This is a genomic window from Candidatus Nitrosacidococcus tergens (assembly GCF_902810445.1).
Classification (GTDB): domain Bacteria; phylum Pseudomonadota; class Gammaproteobacteria; order Nitrosococcales; family Nitrosococcaceae; genus Nitrosacidococcus; species Nitrosacidococcus tergens.
The window spans coordinates 1,459,702-1,475,228 of sequence record NZ_LR778175.1 but is presented as its reverse complement, the minus strand read 5'-3'; the positions used below and the strand labels follow the sequence as shown (position 1 = coordinate 1,475,228).

The following is a 15,527-nucleotide window of genomic DNA, read 5'->3' as shown; positions in this document are numbered from 1 at the left end:
CTATATTCCTAGCCAACTAAAGAAGATAGAAAATATTGAATCACTGACAATAATTAGAAAAATAGCCTGTACCACACTAGAAGTAGTTTTCCTACCTACACTTTCTGCCCCACCGCTTACTCTAAATCCTTGAAAGCAACCTACAGTTGCAATAGTTGCAGCAAAAAAGAAAGCTTTAAAAAGCCCAATAAAGAAAGATGGAAGATCAACGACTTCATCAAGGCGTTCAGTAAATAATTGAATCCCCACACCTAATAATGCATCAGACATGAGCATACCACCAACAATACCACAGATATCTGCAAATACTGTTAATAAAGGTAAAGAAATCATTAAAGCCATTATTTTAGGAATAACGAGCTGCTCTATTGGAGGAATACCTAATATCCTTAAAGCATCAATTTCTTCACTCACTTTCATAGTACCAATTTGAGCAGCAAAGGCAGATCCGGTTCGCCCTGCAATAATAATTGCAGCGATTAGCGGTGCTAGCTCTCGTATCATAGTCAAAGAAACTAGATCAACAATAAAAATGTTGGCACCATAATCCTGAAGTTGCATGCCTCCTTGGTAAGCCAAGACAACACCTATTAAAAAAACAAGTAACCCGATGATAGGGATAGATTCAATCCCTGCAGTTTGCATATTATTGAGTAAAGTCCGCCAACGAATTCGACTAGGGTTAATTACTCCTTTGAGGAAATAAACAAAGACCTCCCCAATAAATGATATAAAGGAAAAAGCCTCTTCAGTATAATCCCAAGCGATATAGCCTATCTTTGCAATTATATTGAGGGAGGGGTTAACAATAGATTTTTGCTTATCAAAATCTCCTTTACCCTGTACTAGAGATAATAATTTTTGGTGTTCTTGGCGTAACCCTTGGAATGGGATATTTTTTTTCTCTTGGGTAAATTGTGCTATTAAGTAATTAAAGAGCCAGGCCCCTCCAGTATCCATTTGGTTAATACCGCTAGCTTCAATGGTATTTACTTTTCCATATTCCTTTAAAGTAGAGGATAAACTACGCTCTAGCTGGGCAAGATGATGCACCGTCCAATCACCGAAACAAGATAAAGTGCTAGTAGCTTCATGGTATTGGATTCGTGCTTCGTTGGTCGAAGCTTTCTTATTAAAATTCATACTGATTCAGTTAGCTAAAAAAAATTTGTACTGAATATTCTAATAAATGGAGATAAAATTACTATAGCATACATTCATGTATGTATAATTTTATTCGCTATCCCACTTATGTGGGCAGCAAGTTAATCTATTTTCCAGTCTCCACAACTCCAACATCTATCAAATTGCTCCTCTAAGGACTCATGGCAACTTGGGCAGATCCAAAGATACTGATTTTGCCGTTCAGAATTTAAAATATATACTGCTCTTTGATAGTTTTTGCTATCCATGAGCCATAGTTCTGGCCAACATTCAGTAGGTGGAATTTCCCCTGCAGCACTATTTAAGTTTTCATTTTTTATGATGCATTCTATTCCATAGGACTCAAGTAAATTTTTACAATGACTTACAAGGAGTAGATTAGGTGCACTATAAATAAATTTCACTTAAATTTCAATTTGGTTACATAATTATAAAAACATATATTTAAAATACGATTTTAACTTATTTTTCTATAAGAGGTAATTTTTTTTCTGGATTAAGAATTCCATTGGGATCAAACTGATCCTTAATACGCCGCATAACACCTAGTGTTACGAGATCAATCTCTCTACTTATAAAATCTCGCTTTTCTAAACCTACCCCATGCTCTCCAGATAGGGTACCATTTAACTGAAGTACTATACTAAATATTTGATCTAAGCAAGATTTTGCACGTTCCATTTCAATTGGATTATCTGGATTAACCAGTAGATTTACATGAATATTACCATTACCTGCATGGCCAAAATTAACGATTTTAATTGAAAATTCTTGAGCCAAATTCTCTAGTTTTCTAATAAAAATAGCTAAAGAGGAAACAGGGACTACTACATCTTCATTAATTTTTTTAGGAGCAAGCGTCCGAAGTGCAGGGGAGAGTGCTTTTCGAGCTGCCCATAGCTTTTTAGCTTCCTCATCACTCTGAGCAGCGATAATCTCTATGGTTCCAGCGTTTTTAGCTGCTTTCTTAACTTTTTCTATATTATCGTTTAGTGATATATTGGTCCCTTCTACTTCAATCATAAGTAAAGCACCTGCTCCAGAGGGTAAATTTACCCCTCCTTGTCCCTGAGCTAGAATGATTGCTTGGTGATCCATAAACTCTAGAGCACTAGGGATAATAGGTTGACTCATAATTGCCGCTACTGCCTCACCTGCACTTTCTGGATCTTTATAGGCAGCCCGTAAGATTTGTGTTACATCCGGTCGAGGGGTTAGTTTTAGGGTTGCTTCAGTAATAATTGCTAAGGTGCCTTCCGATCCAATAATAAGGCGAGTTAGATCATAGCCTACTACTCCTTTTGTGGTATAAACGCCACAGCGAATTTCTTCTCCTGCACCGGTAATTGCCCTAAGTCCTAATACATTTTCTCGAGGAGTCCCGTATTTTACTGCTTTTGGTCCGGCAGAATTATAAGCCAGATTACCTCCTACAGAGCAAAATGCAGCACTGGTAGGATCGGGAGGCCAAAAAAAACTATATTTACCTGCAGCTGTTTGTACTTCTTGGTTAGTTACTCCAGGAGCTACCACCATGAATCGATTGGCAGGATCTATTTTATAAATAGTATTCATCCGCTCTAAAGAGAGTACAACACCTCCAAGAGTAGGTACAGTTGCCCCAGTAGTACCTGTACCTCTTCCACGAGGAACAATAGGTATACGAGCTTGATTACATATACGGATAATATCCCGAATTTCCTCATGGGTAAGAGGAAAAATTACCCATTCAGCCAGTCCATGACGACGACTATTATCATAGCCATAGGCCCAGCAATCACTTGAATCAGTATAGATTCTCTCTTTATCTACAATACGGCTAAATTGAGTAAAAAGATCATTTTTAGTCATATTTAAATATCAAGGATTTTTACAATTTTATGAACTCCTCTAGTGTGACTAATTAAGGTGATCATAAGCTTAGACTCTTGAGGCGTTAAAAATCCAAATAAATATACAATTCTTCGGGCAGTAATAATTCTTACTTGAGATAAATCAATTTCTTTTTGCAGTGCCATTTTTATGTTAATTTTCTGAGTAAGCCATGTATCTTTTATTCGATTTATAAAGGTAATTGGCGGGATCACAGCAATTTCATCATATATTACTTCAATACTAGGTGTTGTTTTAGCAATATTAAAAATCCTTTCTTTAAGCAATTCATTAGCAGCCTCACCAGTTAACAACAATGTATGACCATAATTAGTTATTTGTATATGGATATTTTTATCTAAAATAGGATCGTTTCTAATTGCAGTTTCTACTGCTTTTTCAACTGCTCTATGATCAATGACTGGCGTTGTTCTCTGTGAATTTGTTAATGCATGAGTAGGATTTTGTATTAACAGTACGTATATCAAAAGTGTAGAGCAAAAATTCATGAATTATCATGAGAGCAAAAATAGTGATCAATTAAATCGCATAAACAATGAATGATAAGTAAATGCACCTCTTGAATCCGAGCTGTATTGTAGGCGGGTACTCGTAACTCAAGGTCCATTTTTTTTAAAAGATTAGGGATTTTACCGCCATCACAACCAGTTAAAGCAACTATAGTCATATTTTTCCCATGAGCTGCTTTAATCCCGTTAATAATGTTCGGAGAGTTACCTGTTGTACTGATAGCAAGCAAAATATCCCCTGAAACTCCTAATGCTTCTATTTGTCGTGCAAAAATATCTTCATAAGAATAATCATTTGCAATAGATGTCAGGGCAGAGCTATCAGTCGTTAAGGCAAGTGCAGGTAATCCACGACGTTCTTGCTCAAAACGATTAACAAGCTCCGATGAAAAGTGCTGAGAATCTGCAGCGCTACCACCGTTACCACAGCTAAGTACTTTATGGTTAGATTGAAATCCCGTTAGCAATAACTGGCTAGCTTGCTCAATTTTAGGTGCTAGTACATCTACAGCAGTGAGTTTTAACTGTGCGCTATCAAAAAAATGTTTGGCAATGCGTGCTTGAATATCTACCATTATGTAATAATAGGTTTTTAGTTTAATTGAAACGCATTGACAAGCCAAATAATGCGAGAGTTTCCTCCTTGTTTTGGAGTAATACCTATCGCATCGAAGCGGCATGGCTTATCTATTCTTTCCATTTTATGCAGATAGTGTTGTGCTGTTGTGATAATTTTATGTTGCTTAATTGTGGTAATACTTTCAAGTGCACTACCAAAACTGTTATGGGTACGGTACCGCACTTCAATAAAAATTAAACTATCTCTATCTTCCATGATTAAATCTATTTCTCCATAGGGACAGCGGTAATTTCGTTGTATTAAAGACAGCCCATAGGCTAAGAGATAATCACAAGCAAGCTGTTCTGCTTGTATACCTTTATTCATATTTTTATTCATCTTTTCTGGTGTAGCTATTTTTTATTGGGAGTAAGAAGGGAATTCCTTTTTTAAATTGAGCCCAAAGTAAATCTCGTTTTATTTGACCTTGTAAATTCATGCTAAGTGCACCTGTTGCTCCTTCAAAGTTGGCATCCTCCATTTGATAAAGAGATTTTAAGTGAGGGACAATTTGGTACGCATCATAGCCTAAAGCATAGAATCTCTTAAGTGATTTAAAGTCTTCAGGATTATTTTGGGCTAAATTACGGTAGCTAGAGGATTCTTTTTGAATATTTTTATCTAAAACCCAAGGAATATCACTAAAGATAACCCCATTTAGATCTTGATCTTGATCCGAATCTGGGTACCCTGTGTAAATATATGAAGTACTATAGATAGGTAGATTTTCTGCACGATAGAATTTTAGCTGAGGAACAATCAATCGTGCTTGTTCAGGAGCAGCAATTAAAAAAATTAAGTCTGGATCTTGATCATTAGGAAGTGCAAATATCTCTTTACTGTTTAGTGCTTCCTGCAGTTCTTTTTGGCTAGTATAACCTTGATTACTATTAAGGAGTTGCTGAATAACTAAAGCATAATCTTTCTGATTAGGATTATAGGGTTGACTTCTTAATACTTCTCCTCCTAACTGATTCCATTGTTCAATTAATGCTTTTTCTATACGATTACCCCAAGAGTTTTTAGGCGTAAGAATTAGAGCATTGTCATAACCTTCGTACCATGCTCTATTAGCCATCTCTCTAACTTCTTCTTCTGGTGATAATGCAAATTGATAAAAATTTCTAATTTCCAGAGAATTATCCTCTTCTAAGTAGTTAAGCACTAAGGTGGGTAGGGTAAGTATTTCATGATTGTTTGTAAGCTGGGTCACTGCCTGCTTAACTAAAGGACCTACGATAAAATCTGCACCTGCTATTTTTGCCTGTTGATAAACCTCAATAATATCGCTTTGATTATTTTGTAAATTAGTACTAACTGGATAGACTTGGATAGTAGTATCTTCTTGATCTTGTGCATAATATGCAGTAAAAAAGCCATCTCTAATTGCTTTAGCAATTGTAGAAAATTTTCCAGAAGTAGGAAGTAATAAGGCAATATGCTTAGGATGATAAGGTATTTCTGAATCAGTGGATATATTTTGAATTAAAGATAGAGAGGCCGGGTGATTGGGGTATTTGCTTTGCCAGTTTTCAAGTGCCTCATTTAGCCTATCAGGTACCGTTTGATATTGTTGGACAATAAGTGCTAAATCAATCCAACCATGGAAGATAGAAGATGATGACTGATCATAGGATTTTTGTAAGATAGCAGGGGAGAGACTTGTAAGATCACGCCAAAGATACTGTTGGTTTTCAGCAGATTTTTCTGAATCAGTTAGGCTAAGATCTAATTTGGATCTTGCATAAGCAGCAGACAGTAAATCATTATTTAATTCATTTGCTTCTGCTCTTAGTTGGTAAATAGTAGCCTGTTGTTGTGTATTTGGATTTAGGCTTTCTATATTATTTAATAGAGAAAGTACTTGAGTACTCTCTTTTTGAGAAAGTGCCGCTTGTGCACTGAGTATCCAATAGCGTAATTTTAATGATGAATTCAAATTTTCAGTCGCTATTTTATCTAAAGTATTCTGTGCTTTTAGTAGCTGATTGCCTCGTAGAAAAGCATCACTTGCTTTTAGCTGATACTCTTCTCGTTGAGGTGACTGAGCATCAGTAGCTAATTTTAAATACTCTGTAGCTGCTGCTAAGTAATTACCTTTAGCATATAGTGTATCGGCTTTTGTTGAAGGTTCTGTAAATCCAAAAGGATCGGTAGCACAAGCAACTAAATTAAAGATAATAGCAATTAAGCTTATAAGCTTAAAAAAATAGATTACTCTTTGGATAGAAGTGGTTATAAACATAAATAGAATAAATGACCTTAGATTCTGGTATAGTAGTTTTTATGATGATCTTTAAAATTCTTTAGAGAAACTAGTTTAATCCCTCCAGAACTTAGTTTCTAAAAAATACTTCATAGAAATGCTATTGACACTATGAAATTTTTCAATTTCATAAGCTGCATTTTGAATTAAAGCACTTTATAAAGCTAAACCTTTCTTGTAGTTTTACTATTCCACATCAAATATCCATTTATTTTCTTTTTCCTGCCTTTTTTTATCTCTCCGCTTTAAATGGTATAGCGTAATTCTGGAATATCTTATTCAACACGGTATTACTCAATTGTGACTATTGCTCAATTATGGATTTTTCTATGCAATTATCACATGAGCTATCAGAGGAAAAGATTAGAGCATTATCATAGCCATCATACCGAGCTCTTTGGGTTATTTTTTTTCTTCTTCTAGAAAAAATGTAATTTGGTAAGATTTTAGGATAGGTATTTTCCTCTAAATCATTAAAAGCTAAATTTGGAAGGATAAGTCAATTTTTTTCCATAAGTAAAGTGTTTAGAGAGAGAAAGATCTGTTGATTTCTAGAAAATTCTTTAGAATTGATAAAGCTGTAATCTAATTGAGTACTTACATGAGGACTTGTCAAGTAACTGTCTTGATCAAATAAATCATCTGTTTAAAGATTCTTCAGATCCAATAGCATTGGAAGTACAAACAGCTAAATTAAAGACAAAAATTAGGACTATGAATTTAAAAAAGTAGATTAATGTTTGGAGAAAAACAGTCATAAACACAAACAAATTATTTTACTGTAGAAGTAATAAATGAATATAAATACCCATGGCAGTAGTTAATAAAACAGGTACTCTATACATAGTAGCTACGCCTATCGGAAATTTAAAAGATTTTAGTTTCCGTGCTCAAGAAACCTTACAGAAAGTAAGGTTAATTGCTACTGAAGATACCCGCCACAGTACTACCTTATTAAATCATTTTAATATTACTACACCTATAATCTCACTCCACGATCATAATGAACTAGAGCGATCAAAAATTTTAATTGCGCATTGTCAAAATGGGGACTCTATTGCCCTGATCAGTGATGCTGGTACGCCATTAATTAGCGATCCAGGCTATCGCTTAGTACAACAAGCACGACTTACTGGGATACCAATAACTCCAATTCCAGGACCTTGTGCATTAATTGCTGCACTTTCTGTTGCTGGACTCCCCTCCGATCGTTTTGTATTTGAAGGATTTCTATCTGCAAAACCCAGTGCACGATACACTAGACTAAACCAATTAGTCAGAGAGACTCGTACGCTTATTTTTTATGAAGCACCTCACCGATTATTAGATACCCTCGAAGCGATGGTAAAGATATTTGGCTCTGAGAGAAAAGTAATTTTAACTAAAGAACTTACTAAACTTTATGAAACAGTGTGGGAAGGGACGCTTAATTCATTACTTATTCAATTAAAGAATGATTCAATACTAAACCGAGGAGAGTTTGTACTTCTCGTACATGGAACAGAAGAAGATCAAGAGGATATGGAAACTAAGGCACTGAATATATTAATACCCTTATTGAAAGTACTGCCATTGAAACAAGCAGTAGCTACGGGAAATGAAATTACAGGAATAAAAAAAAATTATCTCTACCAACTAGCACTAAAGTTAAATAATAATTAGAATTTATATAGCGAAAATAGATTGCAAGATTACATTGGGTTTTGAGATAGCTAGACAGTCGCATTATTTTTACTTAAATAATGAGGAAAGTCCGGGCTCCATAGGGTAGAATGCCAGGTAATACCTGGGAGGCGTGAGCCTACGGAAAGTGCCACAGAAAATAAACCGCCAATAGGTAAGGGTGAAAAGGTGTGGTAAGAGCACACCGCGCAGATGGTAACATACTGCGGCAAGGTAAACCCCATTCGGAGCAAAGCCAAATAGAGGAGCGATAATGTGACCCGCATTGTTCCTGGGTAGGCTGCTTGAGGTATATGGTGACATATATCCTAGATGAATGGCTGTCCACGACAGAACCCGGCTTATCGGCTATCTCAATTTTTATTACCTATTAAGATTTTATCTAAAATAAGTAAAATGCTTTCCTATGGAGGGTAATAGTACACATCAACCTGTTCTGCTATTTGAATCTATTCATGCATTAAACATCCAAGAAAATGGTATCTATATTGATGCAACTTTTGGTCGGGGCGGTCATAGTAGGGCTATTTTAGCTAAACTCTCTCCTAAAGGAAAGTTACTTGCAATTGATAAAGATCCAGAAGCTATCGCTGTAGGACAAATACTAGCGCAACAAGATGAGCGATTTTCTATTATTCATGCTCCAATAAGTAGTCTTGAAAAAATAGTTGTGGGTATGGGATGGAGCCATAAGGTTCATGGAATCTTATTTGATCTTGGCGTTTCTTCCCCTCAACTAGACAATCCAGGGCGAGGATTTAGTTTTTTGCACCCTGGTCCTTTAGACATGCGCATGGATTGTGAAAATGGACAAAGTGCTGGAGAGTGGCTGGCACAAGCTGAGGAGAGTGAAATCTCAGATGTACTTAAAAAATATGGGGAAGAACGCTATGCACAAAGAATTGCTCGTGCTATTACAAATGCTAGAAATACACAAAAATTAATAAATACACAACAACTTGCCCAAATTATTTCTCAAGCAAATCCAAGATGGGAGAAAAAAAAACATCCAGCTACCCGATCATTTCAGGCAATTCGAATCTTTATTAATAGAGAGCTAGAGGAACTCTATAGTGCCCTTGAGCAAGTTAAATCCGTATTAGCAGTAAGAGGACATTTAGCTATTATTAGCTTTCACTCCTTAGAGGATCGTATTGTCAAACAATTTTTTAAAAAAAATTCCCAAAATGGGAATACATACTTACCTTCCTATTTACCAATTACAGAAAATCAACAACAATCTCCTACTTTTCAAATTTTGGGAAAGCCCATAGTACCTAATTTAGATGAAACTACGCGCAACCCTAGATCACGTAGTGCAAAGTTACGTGTTGCTCAAAAAATGGCTCATCACTCACCGTGATAATAAGTATATATCGATGGCTAGTTACAGCTATTGCTGTTTTAAGCGTATTAATCTTAATTTCTGCAGTAACCCTAGTTGATATCAAGCATCAAAATCGAAAACAGTTTATGGAATTGCAAAAATTATATAAAGCTAGAGATCAACTCGATGATGAGTGGGGGCGTTTACTCTTGGAACAAAGTACTCTTGTTAGACAAGGAAGAATTGAACAAATTGCTAGAGAGAAGTTAGAGATGGTTATTCCAGATTCAACACAAATAGTAGTAATGAAAATAAAGAAAGATGAAGAGAAACAAAAATAAACCTTACTTTACTCGTTTACAGGCTGTAGGATTTATTTTTTCTTTAATAATTATTTCTCTAGTTGTTCGCCTAATTAAATTACAAGTACTAGATTACGATTTTTTGCGAGGAAAAGGAGAAACTCGCCATTTACGGGTAGTCACTATACCTGTTCATCGGGGAATGATTACTGATCGGCATGGAGAACCGCTTGCAGTAAGCACACCGGTAGATTCCATATGGATTAACCCTAAACTACTTAGCCAAACTCCTGAGCAATGGGCTGTGCTAGGAAATACACTAGGGGTCTCAAGAAATTATATAGCAGATAAAGTGCAAAAAGGTGCAACTCATGAGTTTGCTTATTTAAAGCGGTGGGCAGAACCAGAATTAGCCAATCGCATTCAAGCACTTGATATATTAGGCGTAGGGTTTCAATCAGAATATAAGCGTTATTATCCTACTGGTCCTCTGGCTGCTCATGTCGTAGGGTTTACAAATGTTGATGATATAGGACAAGAAGGTATAGAACTAGGATTTAATAGTGTCCTACAAGGAATTCCAGGGAAAAAAAGAATTATTCGAGACAGTCGAGGTCGCACCATAGGAGATATAGAAAATATACGCACACCCCAGCCAGGTGAAGATTTACGCTTAAGTATTGATTTACAGCTACAGTACTTAGCCTATCAAAAATTAAAAGATGCTATCCAGATCCATGAGGCTCAAGCCGGGTCTATTGTCATTTTAGACGTACATACAGGTGAGATTCTAGCGATGACAAGCCAGCCATCTTACAACCCAAACGATTATACACAGCGGCAGGGTCAATTATACCGAAATCGCTCAATAACTGATTTGTTTGAGCCTGGCTCAACCATTAAGCCATTTATTATGGGAATTGCTTTAATGCTAGGGAAAGTAACACCCTATACTTTCTTCGATACTACACCCGGGTATCTCCAAATAGGTCGTTACACAATCCACGATGTTCACAATTATGGACGAATTGACATTGGTACTATTATACAAAAATCAAGCAATGTAGGAATCAGTAAAGTTGCACTAGATCTTGATCCGCAACAATTCTTTCAAAATTTTTCTCAATTAGAATTTGGCATGTCTACTGCCAGTGGATTCCCAGGAGAAGTAGAAGGGCATTTACCTAACCCAAATACTTTTCAAAAAAGTGAAATTGCAAGAGCTACTCTATCTTTTGGCTATGGCTTATCAGTAACTGCACTTCAACTTGCTCGTGCTTATGCCATGATTGGCGCAGGGGGAATATTGAGGCCGGCTAGTTTTTTTTATCAAAAACAACCTACTGAGGGAAAATTTATATGGACTAAAGAAATAGCCCATGCTGTACTAACCATGCTTGAAAGAGTCACTATAAATGGTGGCACAGGTACCCAAGCCCGTGTACCTGGCTATCGGGTAGCAGGAAAAACAGGTACTGTAAAAAAGACTCACGCAGGCCACTATACTAAAAATAAATATATTGCACTTTTTGCTGGACTTGTCCCCGTAAGCAATCCACGTTTAGCAGCAGTTATTATGATCGATAATCCCAAAAAAGGGGGTTATTATGGAGGTACTATTGCTGCTCCTATTTTCTCTCAAATAATGATTGATGCCATGCGATTACTTAATATTGCCCCAGATAATCTACAAACAGCTTATGGAAAATAAGGCATATATATTAGATATATCCAATTAAAAAATAAGCTATGGAGCAAAATTATCAACATTCACTCATGTCTTTATTAAGGGAATGGCTAGAACCTAACTCTATAAATCTAGATCATAATCCAATTATTAGCCATATTTGTATGAATAGCCGAGAAGTAAATTCTGGATCTTTATTTTTTGCTTGTCTAGGACAAAAAGAGTTAGGACATAACTATATACCAGAGACAATCAATAAAGGTGTGAGGGCAATCATTTTTGATTCAGCTATTCCAATTTCTTTAGAAATTCAAAGCCAATTACAAGCATTAAATATTCTTTGTATTCCAATTCCTGAATTACATAAGAAGATAGGATGTATTGCTGATCAATTTTACTTTTATCCTTCAAAGCAAATTCGAATCACTGGTATTACTGGAACCAATGGGAAGACATCAGTATCTCATTTTTTAGTCCAAGCATTGCACTCTGAACAAACCCCCTGCGGAATCATAGGCACGCTTGGTATAGGCACGCTAGAATCAGTTACTCCTAGTAAACTCACTACTCCAGATTCATTATCTATTCACAAGCATTTAAGTGATTTCTGTAATGTAGGGGTTTCTAATGTAGTAATAGAAGTCTCTTCTCATGCTCTAGATCAAGGGAGGGTAAATGGAATCAACTTTAATAATGCTATTTTTACTAATTTAAGTAGAGATCATCTTGATTACCATCACAATATGGCAAATTATGAGGCAGCAAAGTCTAAATTATTCCATTGGCCTGAATTAGAATATGCGGTAATTAATATAGATGATAAAATTGGGTGTAATCTTATTAGTAAAGTTTCCAATAGTACTAAAGTTATTAGCTACGGTTTAAGTGATAATGCTTCACTTCAAGCCAAATGTATTCACTATAATAAATCAGAAATATCCTTAGAAATACAGGGGAAATGGGGTAGTAGCCTGCTGCAATGCCCCTTACTTGGGAAATTTAATGTTTATAATATACTTGCAGCTTTAGGTGGTTTATTAGCCCATAATATTCCGTTTGATGAAGCTTTAGAGCGACTCTCTCAGATAAAAACCGTACCTGGACGTATGGAATTACTTGAGAATCCAGCTGGACCATTAGTCGTTGTAGATTACGCTCATACTCCAGATGCACTGAGTCAAGTACTTTATTCTTTAAAAGAGCATTTAGATCCTAAAGGAAAATTATGGTGCATATTTGGTTGTGGCGGTAATCGAGATTCTGGCAAACGCTCCCTTATGGGCGAAGTAGCTGAACAATTTTCAGATTTTGTTGTACTTACTGATGATAATCCTAGGGAGGAAGATCCTGTTCAGATCATAATAGATATTATGTCTGGAATGAAACATCCAGATAAAATCTATAAATATCGCCCTAGATCAGAGGCTATTTCTCGCACAATACAGCTGGCTAAATCAAAAGATATTATCCTTATTGCAGGAAAAGGGCATGAAGAATATCAACAAATAGGTACTAAATTTCATCCCTTTAGTGATAAACAATGTGCGCAGCAAGCATTAAAAGATCATAAAAATAATTTTATTAGATCATAAAGATGAGATTTATTGGTAGTCTTACAGAAATCACCCAAACTGTTCAAGGGCAGTTAAGAGGGGGGGGGGAAATTACTGTTTCTGGAATTAGTACAGATAGTCGATTAAACGATCTTTCCGGTACACTCTTTATTTCATTACAAGGAGAGAAATTTAACGGTCATAATTTTATTTATCAAGCTTTAGAAAAAGGTGCTAGTGCAGTTTTAGTTGAAGAATTTATTGAATCTGATATTCCTCAAATAAAGGTAGTAAATACATGCTTTGCCCTTGGGAAAATCGGGAGCTATTGGCGGAAACATTTTAAGATTCCCATTGTTGCAATTACAGGAAGCAACGGAAAAACAACCACTAAGGAGATGGTTAGCTCTATTTTGAGTAAATCTAATTTATCCTTATCAACTCAAGGAAACTTAAACAATCAAATTGGTGTCCCTTTAACGTTATTGCAACTAAACGCAAACCACCGTTTTGCAGTTATTGAAATGGGCGCTAATCACTCTGGAGAAATTAATTACCTTAGTCAGTTAGTTTGTCCTCAAATAGCGCTTATTACTAATGCAGGCTCAGCTCATCTTTCAGGGTTTAAGGATCTCAATGGAGTTGCTCAAGCCAAAGGAGAAATTTTTCAAGGAGTGAGCTCTGGAGGTATTGGAGTTCTAAATCGAGACGATCCCTATTTTTTTTACTGGCATCGATTAGCAATGCGTAATGGACTTAGAGTCATTAGTTTTGGTTTAGGGCAATCTGCAATGATTTATGCTGCAGATCTAACCTCAAATCCAGAGGGTACTGAATTTACTCTTTTTACTCCTAAAGGGACTATAAGAATTCCTCTTCCCTTGCTTGGCACACATAATGTAGTGAATGCTTTAGCTGCAAGCGCTGTTGCTTTTACCCTAGGGTTAAAGTTAGATCAAATTTATGAAGGGTTAATTACGTTTTCTCCTGCTTTTGGTCGTTTGCAGGTTAAATATACTTCCTCTGGGGCAAGAATCTTAGATGATACTTATAATGGTAACCCTAGTTCTTTTCAGGCTGCTTTAGAAGTTTTAGCTCAATTTACTGGAGATCGTATTTTAGTACTTGGAGATTTTGCAGAGCTAGGAGAAAAATCAATTGAGCTTCATGAAGATTTAGGGCAGCAGGCTAGATCTGCTAGAATTAATCAACTATATACACTAGGTAATTTCAGTGCTGCTGCTTCCAAGTCCTTTGGATGCGGTGGGAAGCATTTTTTTGATCAGCAAACGCTTATTGTAGAGTTACAAAAAATAAAAACTCGTAATACAACTATTCTAATTAAAGGATCCCGGTTCATGAATATGGAGCAAATTGTAACTGCTCTATGTACTTAATTAATTCAATTTATATTTATGTTGCTATATTTGGCTGATCATTTAGCTGCCCTCAATAGAGGGTTTAATGTATTTCAATATCTTACTTTGAGAGCCATTTTAAGTGTATTAACCGCACTAATTATTTCTTTAGCCATAGGTCCAATCGTAATTCGTCGATTAAGTATGCTAGTAAGTCAGCCTATACGGATAGATGGGCCTAAAACTCATCTTAATAAAACAGGGACTCCTACTATGGGGGGAGGACTGATATTACTTGCTATCACAATAACAACTTTACTCTGGTCAGATTTAACTAATCGATATATTTGGGTCATCTTAGCAGTTATGTTATTGTTCGGCAGCTTGGGATGTATAGATGATTATAAAAAACTTGTCTATAAAAGCTCTAAAGGTCTTTCAGCAAAGCACAAATATCTCGGGCAATCTATTATTGCTTTAGGTGCTGCACTATTTTTGTACTTTACTACGGCTGTACCTGCAGAAACAGTACTTATTGTTCCTTTTTTTAAAAATATAGCAATTAATTTAGGGAGCTACTATATTTTACTTGTTTATTTTGTAATTGTAGGTAGTAGTAATGCAGTAAATTTGACCGATGGCTTAGATGGATTAGCTATCCTACCTACCGTATTAGTAGGCGGTGCTTTAGGAATTTTTGCTTATGTCACAGGTCATGCTGGGTTTTCCCACTATTTAGGTGTTCCTTACATCCCTGGTGTAGGAGAGTTAGTTGTATTCTGCGGATCTTTGGTAGGGGCTGGATTAGGGTTTTTATGGTTCAATACTTATCCTGCCCAAGTATTTATGGGGGATATGGGAGCTCTTGCACTTGGGGCAGCTTTAGGGGTACTTGCTGTGTTAGTACGACAAGAATTAGTCCTTGCTACTATGGGCGGTGTTTTTGTGATTGAGACTATTTCTGTAATTTTACAAGTAGCATCCTATAAATTAACTGGAAAACGAATCTTTCAAATGGCACCACTACACCACCATTTCGAGATAAAGGGTTGGCCAGAACCTAGAGTAATTGTTCGTTTTTGGATTATTACTGTTATTTTAGTTCTTATTGGGTTATCTAGTCTAAAAATTCGCTAGAATCTTTAATAAAGTTATCCTATTTTGAT

At 36.0% G+C, this 15,527-nt stretch carries 14 protein-coding genes and 1 other RNA gene; 8 read left to right on the top strand and 7 right to left on the bottom strand.

Annotation, left to right across the window (positions count from 1 at the left end; translation table 11 throughout):
- The 7 genes from NSCAC_RS07045 to NSCAC_RS07015 form a co-directional block, all read right to left on the bottom strand.
- Complete coding sequence (locus NSCAC_RS07045) at positions 1-1,143, bottom strand: ABC transporter permease (protein WP_197744113.1); 1,143 nt, start codon at positions 1,141-1,143, stop codon at positions 1-3.
- Positions 1,144-1,265: 122 nt separating this feature from the next.
- Positions 1,266-1,568 carry a putative signal transducing protein gene (locus tag NSCAC_RS07040; protein WP_197744112.1) on the bottom strand — a complete coding sequence of 101 codons (303 nt, stop codon included), beginning with the start codon at positions 1,566-1,568 and terminating at the stop codon, positions 1,266-1,268.
- Positions 1,569-1,626: 58 nt separating this feature from the next.
- Positions 1,627-3,015 (bottom strand): FAD-binding oxidoreductase, encoded by a 1,389-nt coding sequence (locus NSCAC_RS07035; RefSeq protein ID WP_197744111.1) that lies wholly within the window; start codon positions 3,013-3,015, stop codon positions 1,627-1,629.
- A 2-nt stretch (positions 3,016-3,017) separates the two neighbouring features.
- Positions 3,018-3,545 (bottom strand): BON domain-containing protein, encoded by a 528-nt coding sequence (locus tag NSCAC_RS07030; RefSeq protein WP_197744110.1) that lies wholly within the window; start codon positions 3,543-3,545, stop codon positions 3,018-3,020.
- Positions 3,542-4,141 (bottom strand): phosphoheptose isomerase, encoded by a 600-nt coding sequence (locus NSCAC_RS07025; protein WP_197744109.1) that lies wholly within the window; start codon positions 4,139-4,141, stop codon positions 3,542-3,544. Before NSCAC_RS07025 ends, NSCAC_RS07030 begins: the two co-directional genes overlap by 4 nt.
- 17 nt (positions 4,142-4,158) lie before the next feature.
- Positions 4,159-4,512 (bottom strand): YraN family protein, encoded by a 354-nt coding sequence (locus NSCAC_RS07020; protein ID WP_408609556.1) that lies wholly within the window; start codon positions 4,510-4,512, stop codon positions 4,159-4,161.
- Positions 4,513-4,516: 4 nt separating this feature from the next.
- Positions 4,517-6,430, bottom strand: coding sequence for a penicillin-binding protein activator (locus NSCAC_RS07015; protein WP_197744107.1), 1,914 nt, complete (start codon positions 6,428-6,430; stop codon positions 4,517-4,519).
- An 831-nt stretch (positions 6,431-7,261) separates the two neighbouring features.
- Between NSCAC_RS07015 and rsmI the strand changes: the two genes are divergently transcribed.
- The 8 genes from rsmI to mraY all read left to right on the top strand — a co-directional run bounded on the left by rsmI (position 7,262) and on the right by mraY (position 15,498).
- On the top strand, positions 7,262-8,113 hold the full coding sequence (rsmI, locus tag NSCAC_RS07010) for a 16S rRNA (cytidine(1402)-2'-O)-methyltransferase (protein WP_197744106.1): 852 nt from the start codon (positions 7,262-7,264) through the stop codon (positions 8,111-8,113).
- A 42-nt stretch (positions 8,114-8,155) separates the two neighbouring features.
- An RNA gene (gene rnpB, locus NSCAC_RS07005) (RNase P RNA component class A) lies at positions 8,156-8,494 on the top strand.
- A gap of 46 nt (positions 8,495-8,540) precedes the next feature.
- Entirely contained in the window at positions 8,541-9,497 is a 957-nt protein-coding gene (rsmH, locus tag NSCAC_RS07000) for a 16S rRNA (cytosine(1402)-N(4))-methyltransferase RsmH (RefSeq protein ID WP_197744105.1), read from the top strand.
- Entirely contained in the window at positions 9,494-9,802 is a 309-nt protein-coding gene (gene ftsL / locus NSCAC_RS06995) for a cell division protein FtsL (protein ID WP_232085912.1), read from the top strand. Before rsmH ends, ftsL begins: the two co-directional genes overlap by 4 nt.
- On the top strand, positions 9,783-11,474 hold the full coding sequence (locus NSCAC_RS06990; RefSeq protein WP_197744104.1) for a peptidoglycan D,D-transpeptidase FtsI family protein: 1,692 nt from the start codon (positions 9,783-9,785) through the stop codon (positions 11,472-11,474). The genes ftsL and NSCAC_RS06990 overlap by 20 nt, the downstream gene beginning before the upstream one ends.
- 38 nt (positions 11,475-11,512) lie before the next feature.
- Positions 11,513-13,042 (top strand): UDP-N-acetylmuramoyl-L-alanyl-D-glutamate--2,6-diaminopimelate ligase, encoded by a 1,530-nt coding sequence (locus NSCAC_RS06985; protein ID WP_197744103.1) that lies wholly within the window; start codon positions 11,513-11,515, stop codon positions 13,040-13,042.
- Between the two features lie 2 nt (positions 13,043-13,044).
- On the top strand, positions 13,045-14,400 hold the full coding sequence (locus tag NSCAC_RS06980) for a UDP-N-acetylmuramoyl-tripeptide--D-alanyl-D-alanine ligase (protein WP_197744102.1): 1,356 nt from the start codon (positions 13,045-13,047) through the stop codon (positions 14,398-14,400).
- 18 nt (positions 14,401-14,418) lie between these two features.
- Positions 14,419-15,498, top strand: a complete 1,080-nt coding sequence (gene mraY / locus NSCAC_RS06975) for a phospho-N-acetylmuramoyl-pentapeptide-transferase (RefSeq protein WP_197744101.1) — start codon at positions 14,419-14,421, stop codon at positions 15,496-15,498.
- Positions 15,499-15,527: the final 29 nt, after the last annotated feature.

Bases quoted from the DNA above. Each gene is read 5' to 3' on its own strand.
- NSCAC_RS07045 (WP_197744113.1), bottom strand. From the start codon at position 1,143: ATGAATTTTAATAAGAAAGCTTCGACCAACGAAGCACGAATCCAATAC.
- NSCAC_RS07035 (WP_197744111.1), bottom strand. From the start codon at position 3,015: ATGACTAAAAATGATCTTTTTACTCAATTTAGCCGTATTGTAGATAAA.
- NSCAC_RS07030 (WP_197744110.1), bottom strand. From the start codon at position 3,545: ATGAATTTTTGCTCTACACTTTTGATATACGTACTGTTAATACAAAAT.
- NSCAC_RS07025 (WP_197744109.1), bottom strand. From the start codon at position 4,141: ATGGTAGATATTCAAGCACGCATTGCCAAACATTTTTTTGATAGCGCA.
- NSCAC_RS07020 (WP_408609556.1), bottom strand. From the start codon at position 4,512: ATGAATAAAGGTATACAAGCAGAACAGCTTGCTTGTGATTATCTCTTA.
- NSCAC_RS07015 (WP_197744107.1), bottom strand. From the start codon at position 6,430: ATGTTTATAACCACTTCTATCCAAAGAGTAATCTATTTTTTTAAGCTT.
- rsmI (WP_197744106.1), top strand. From the start codon at position 7,262: ATGGCAGTAGTTAATAAAACAGGTACTCTATACATAGTAGCTACGCCT.
- rsmH (WP_197744105.1), top strand. From the start codon at position 8,541: ATGGAGGGTAATAGTACACATCAACCTGTTCTGCTATTTGAATCTATT.
- NSCAC_RS06990 (WP_197744104.1), top strand. From the start codon at position 9,783: ATGAAGAGAAACAAAAATAAACCTTACTTTACTCGTTTACAGGCTGTA.
- NSCAC_RS06985 (WP_197744103.1), top strand. From the start codon at position 11,513: ATGGAGCAAAATTATCAACATTCACTCATGTCTTTATTAAGGGAATGG.
- NSCAC_RS06980 (WP_197744102.1), top strand. From the start codon at position 13,045: ATGAGATTTATTGGTAGTCTTACAGAAATCACCCAAACTGTTCAAGGG.
- mraY (WP_197744101.1), top strand. From the start codon at position 14,419: ATGTTGCTATATTTGGCTGATCATTTAGCTGCCCTCAATAGAGGGTTT.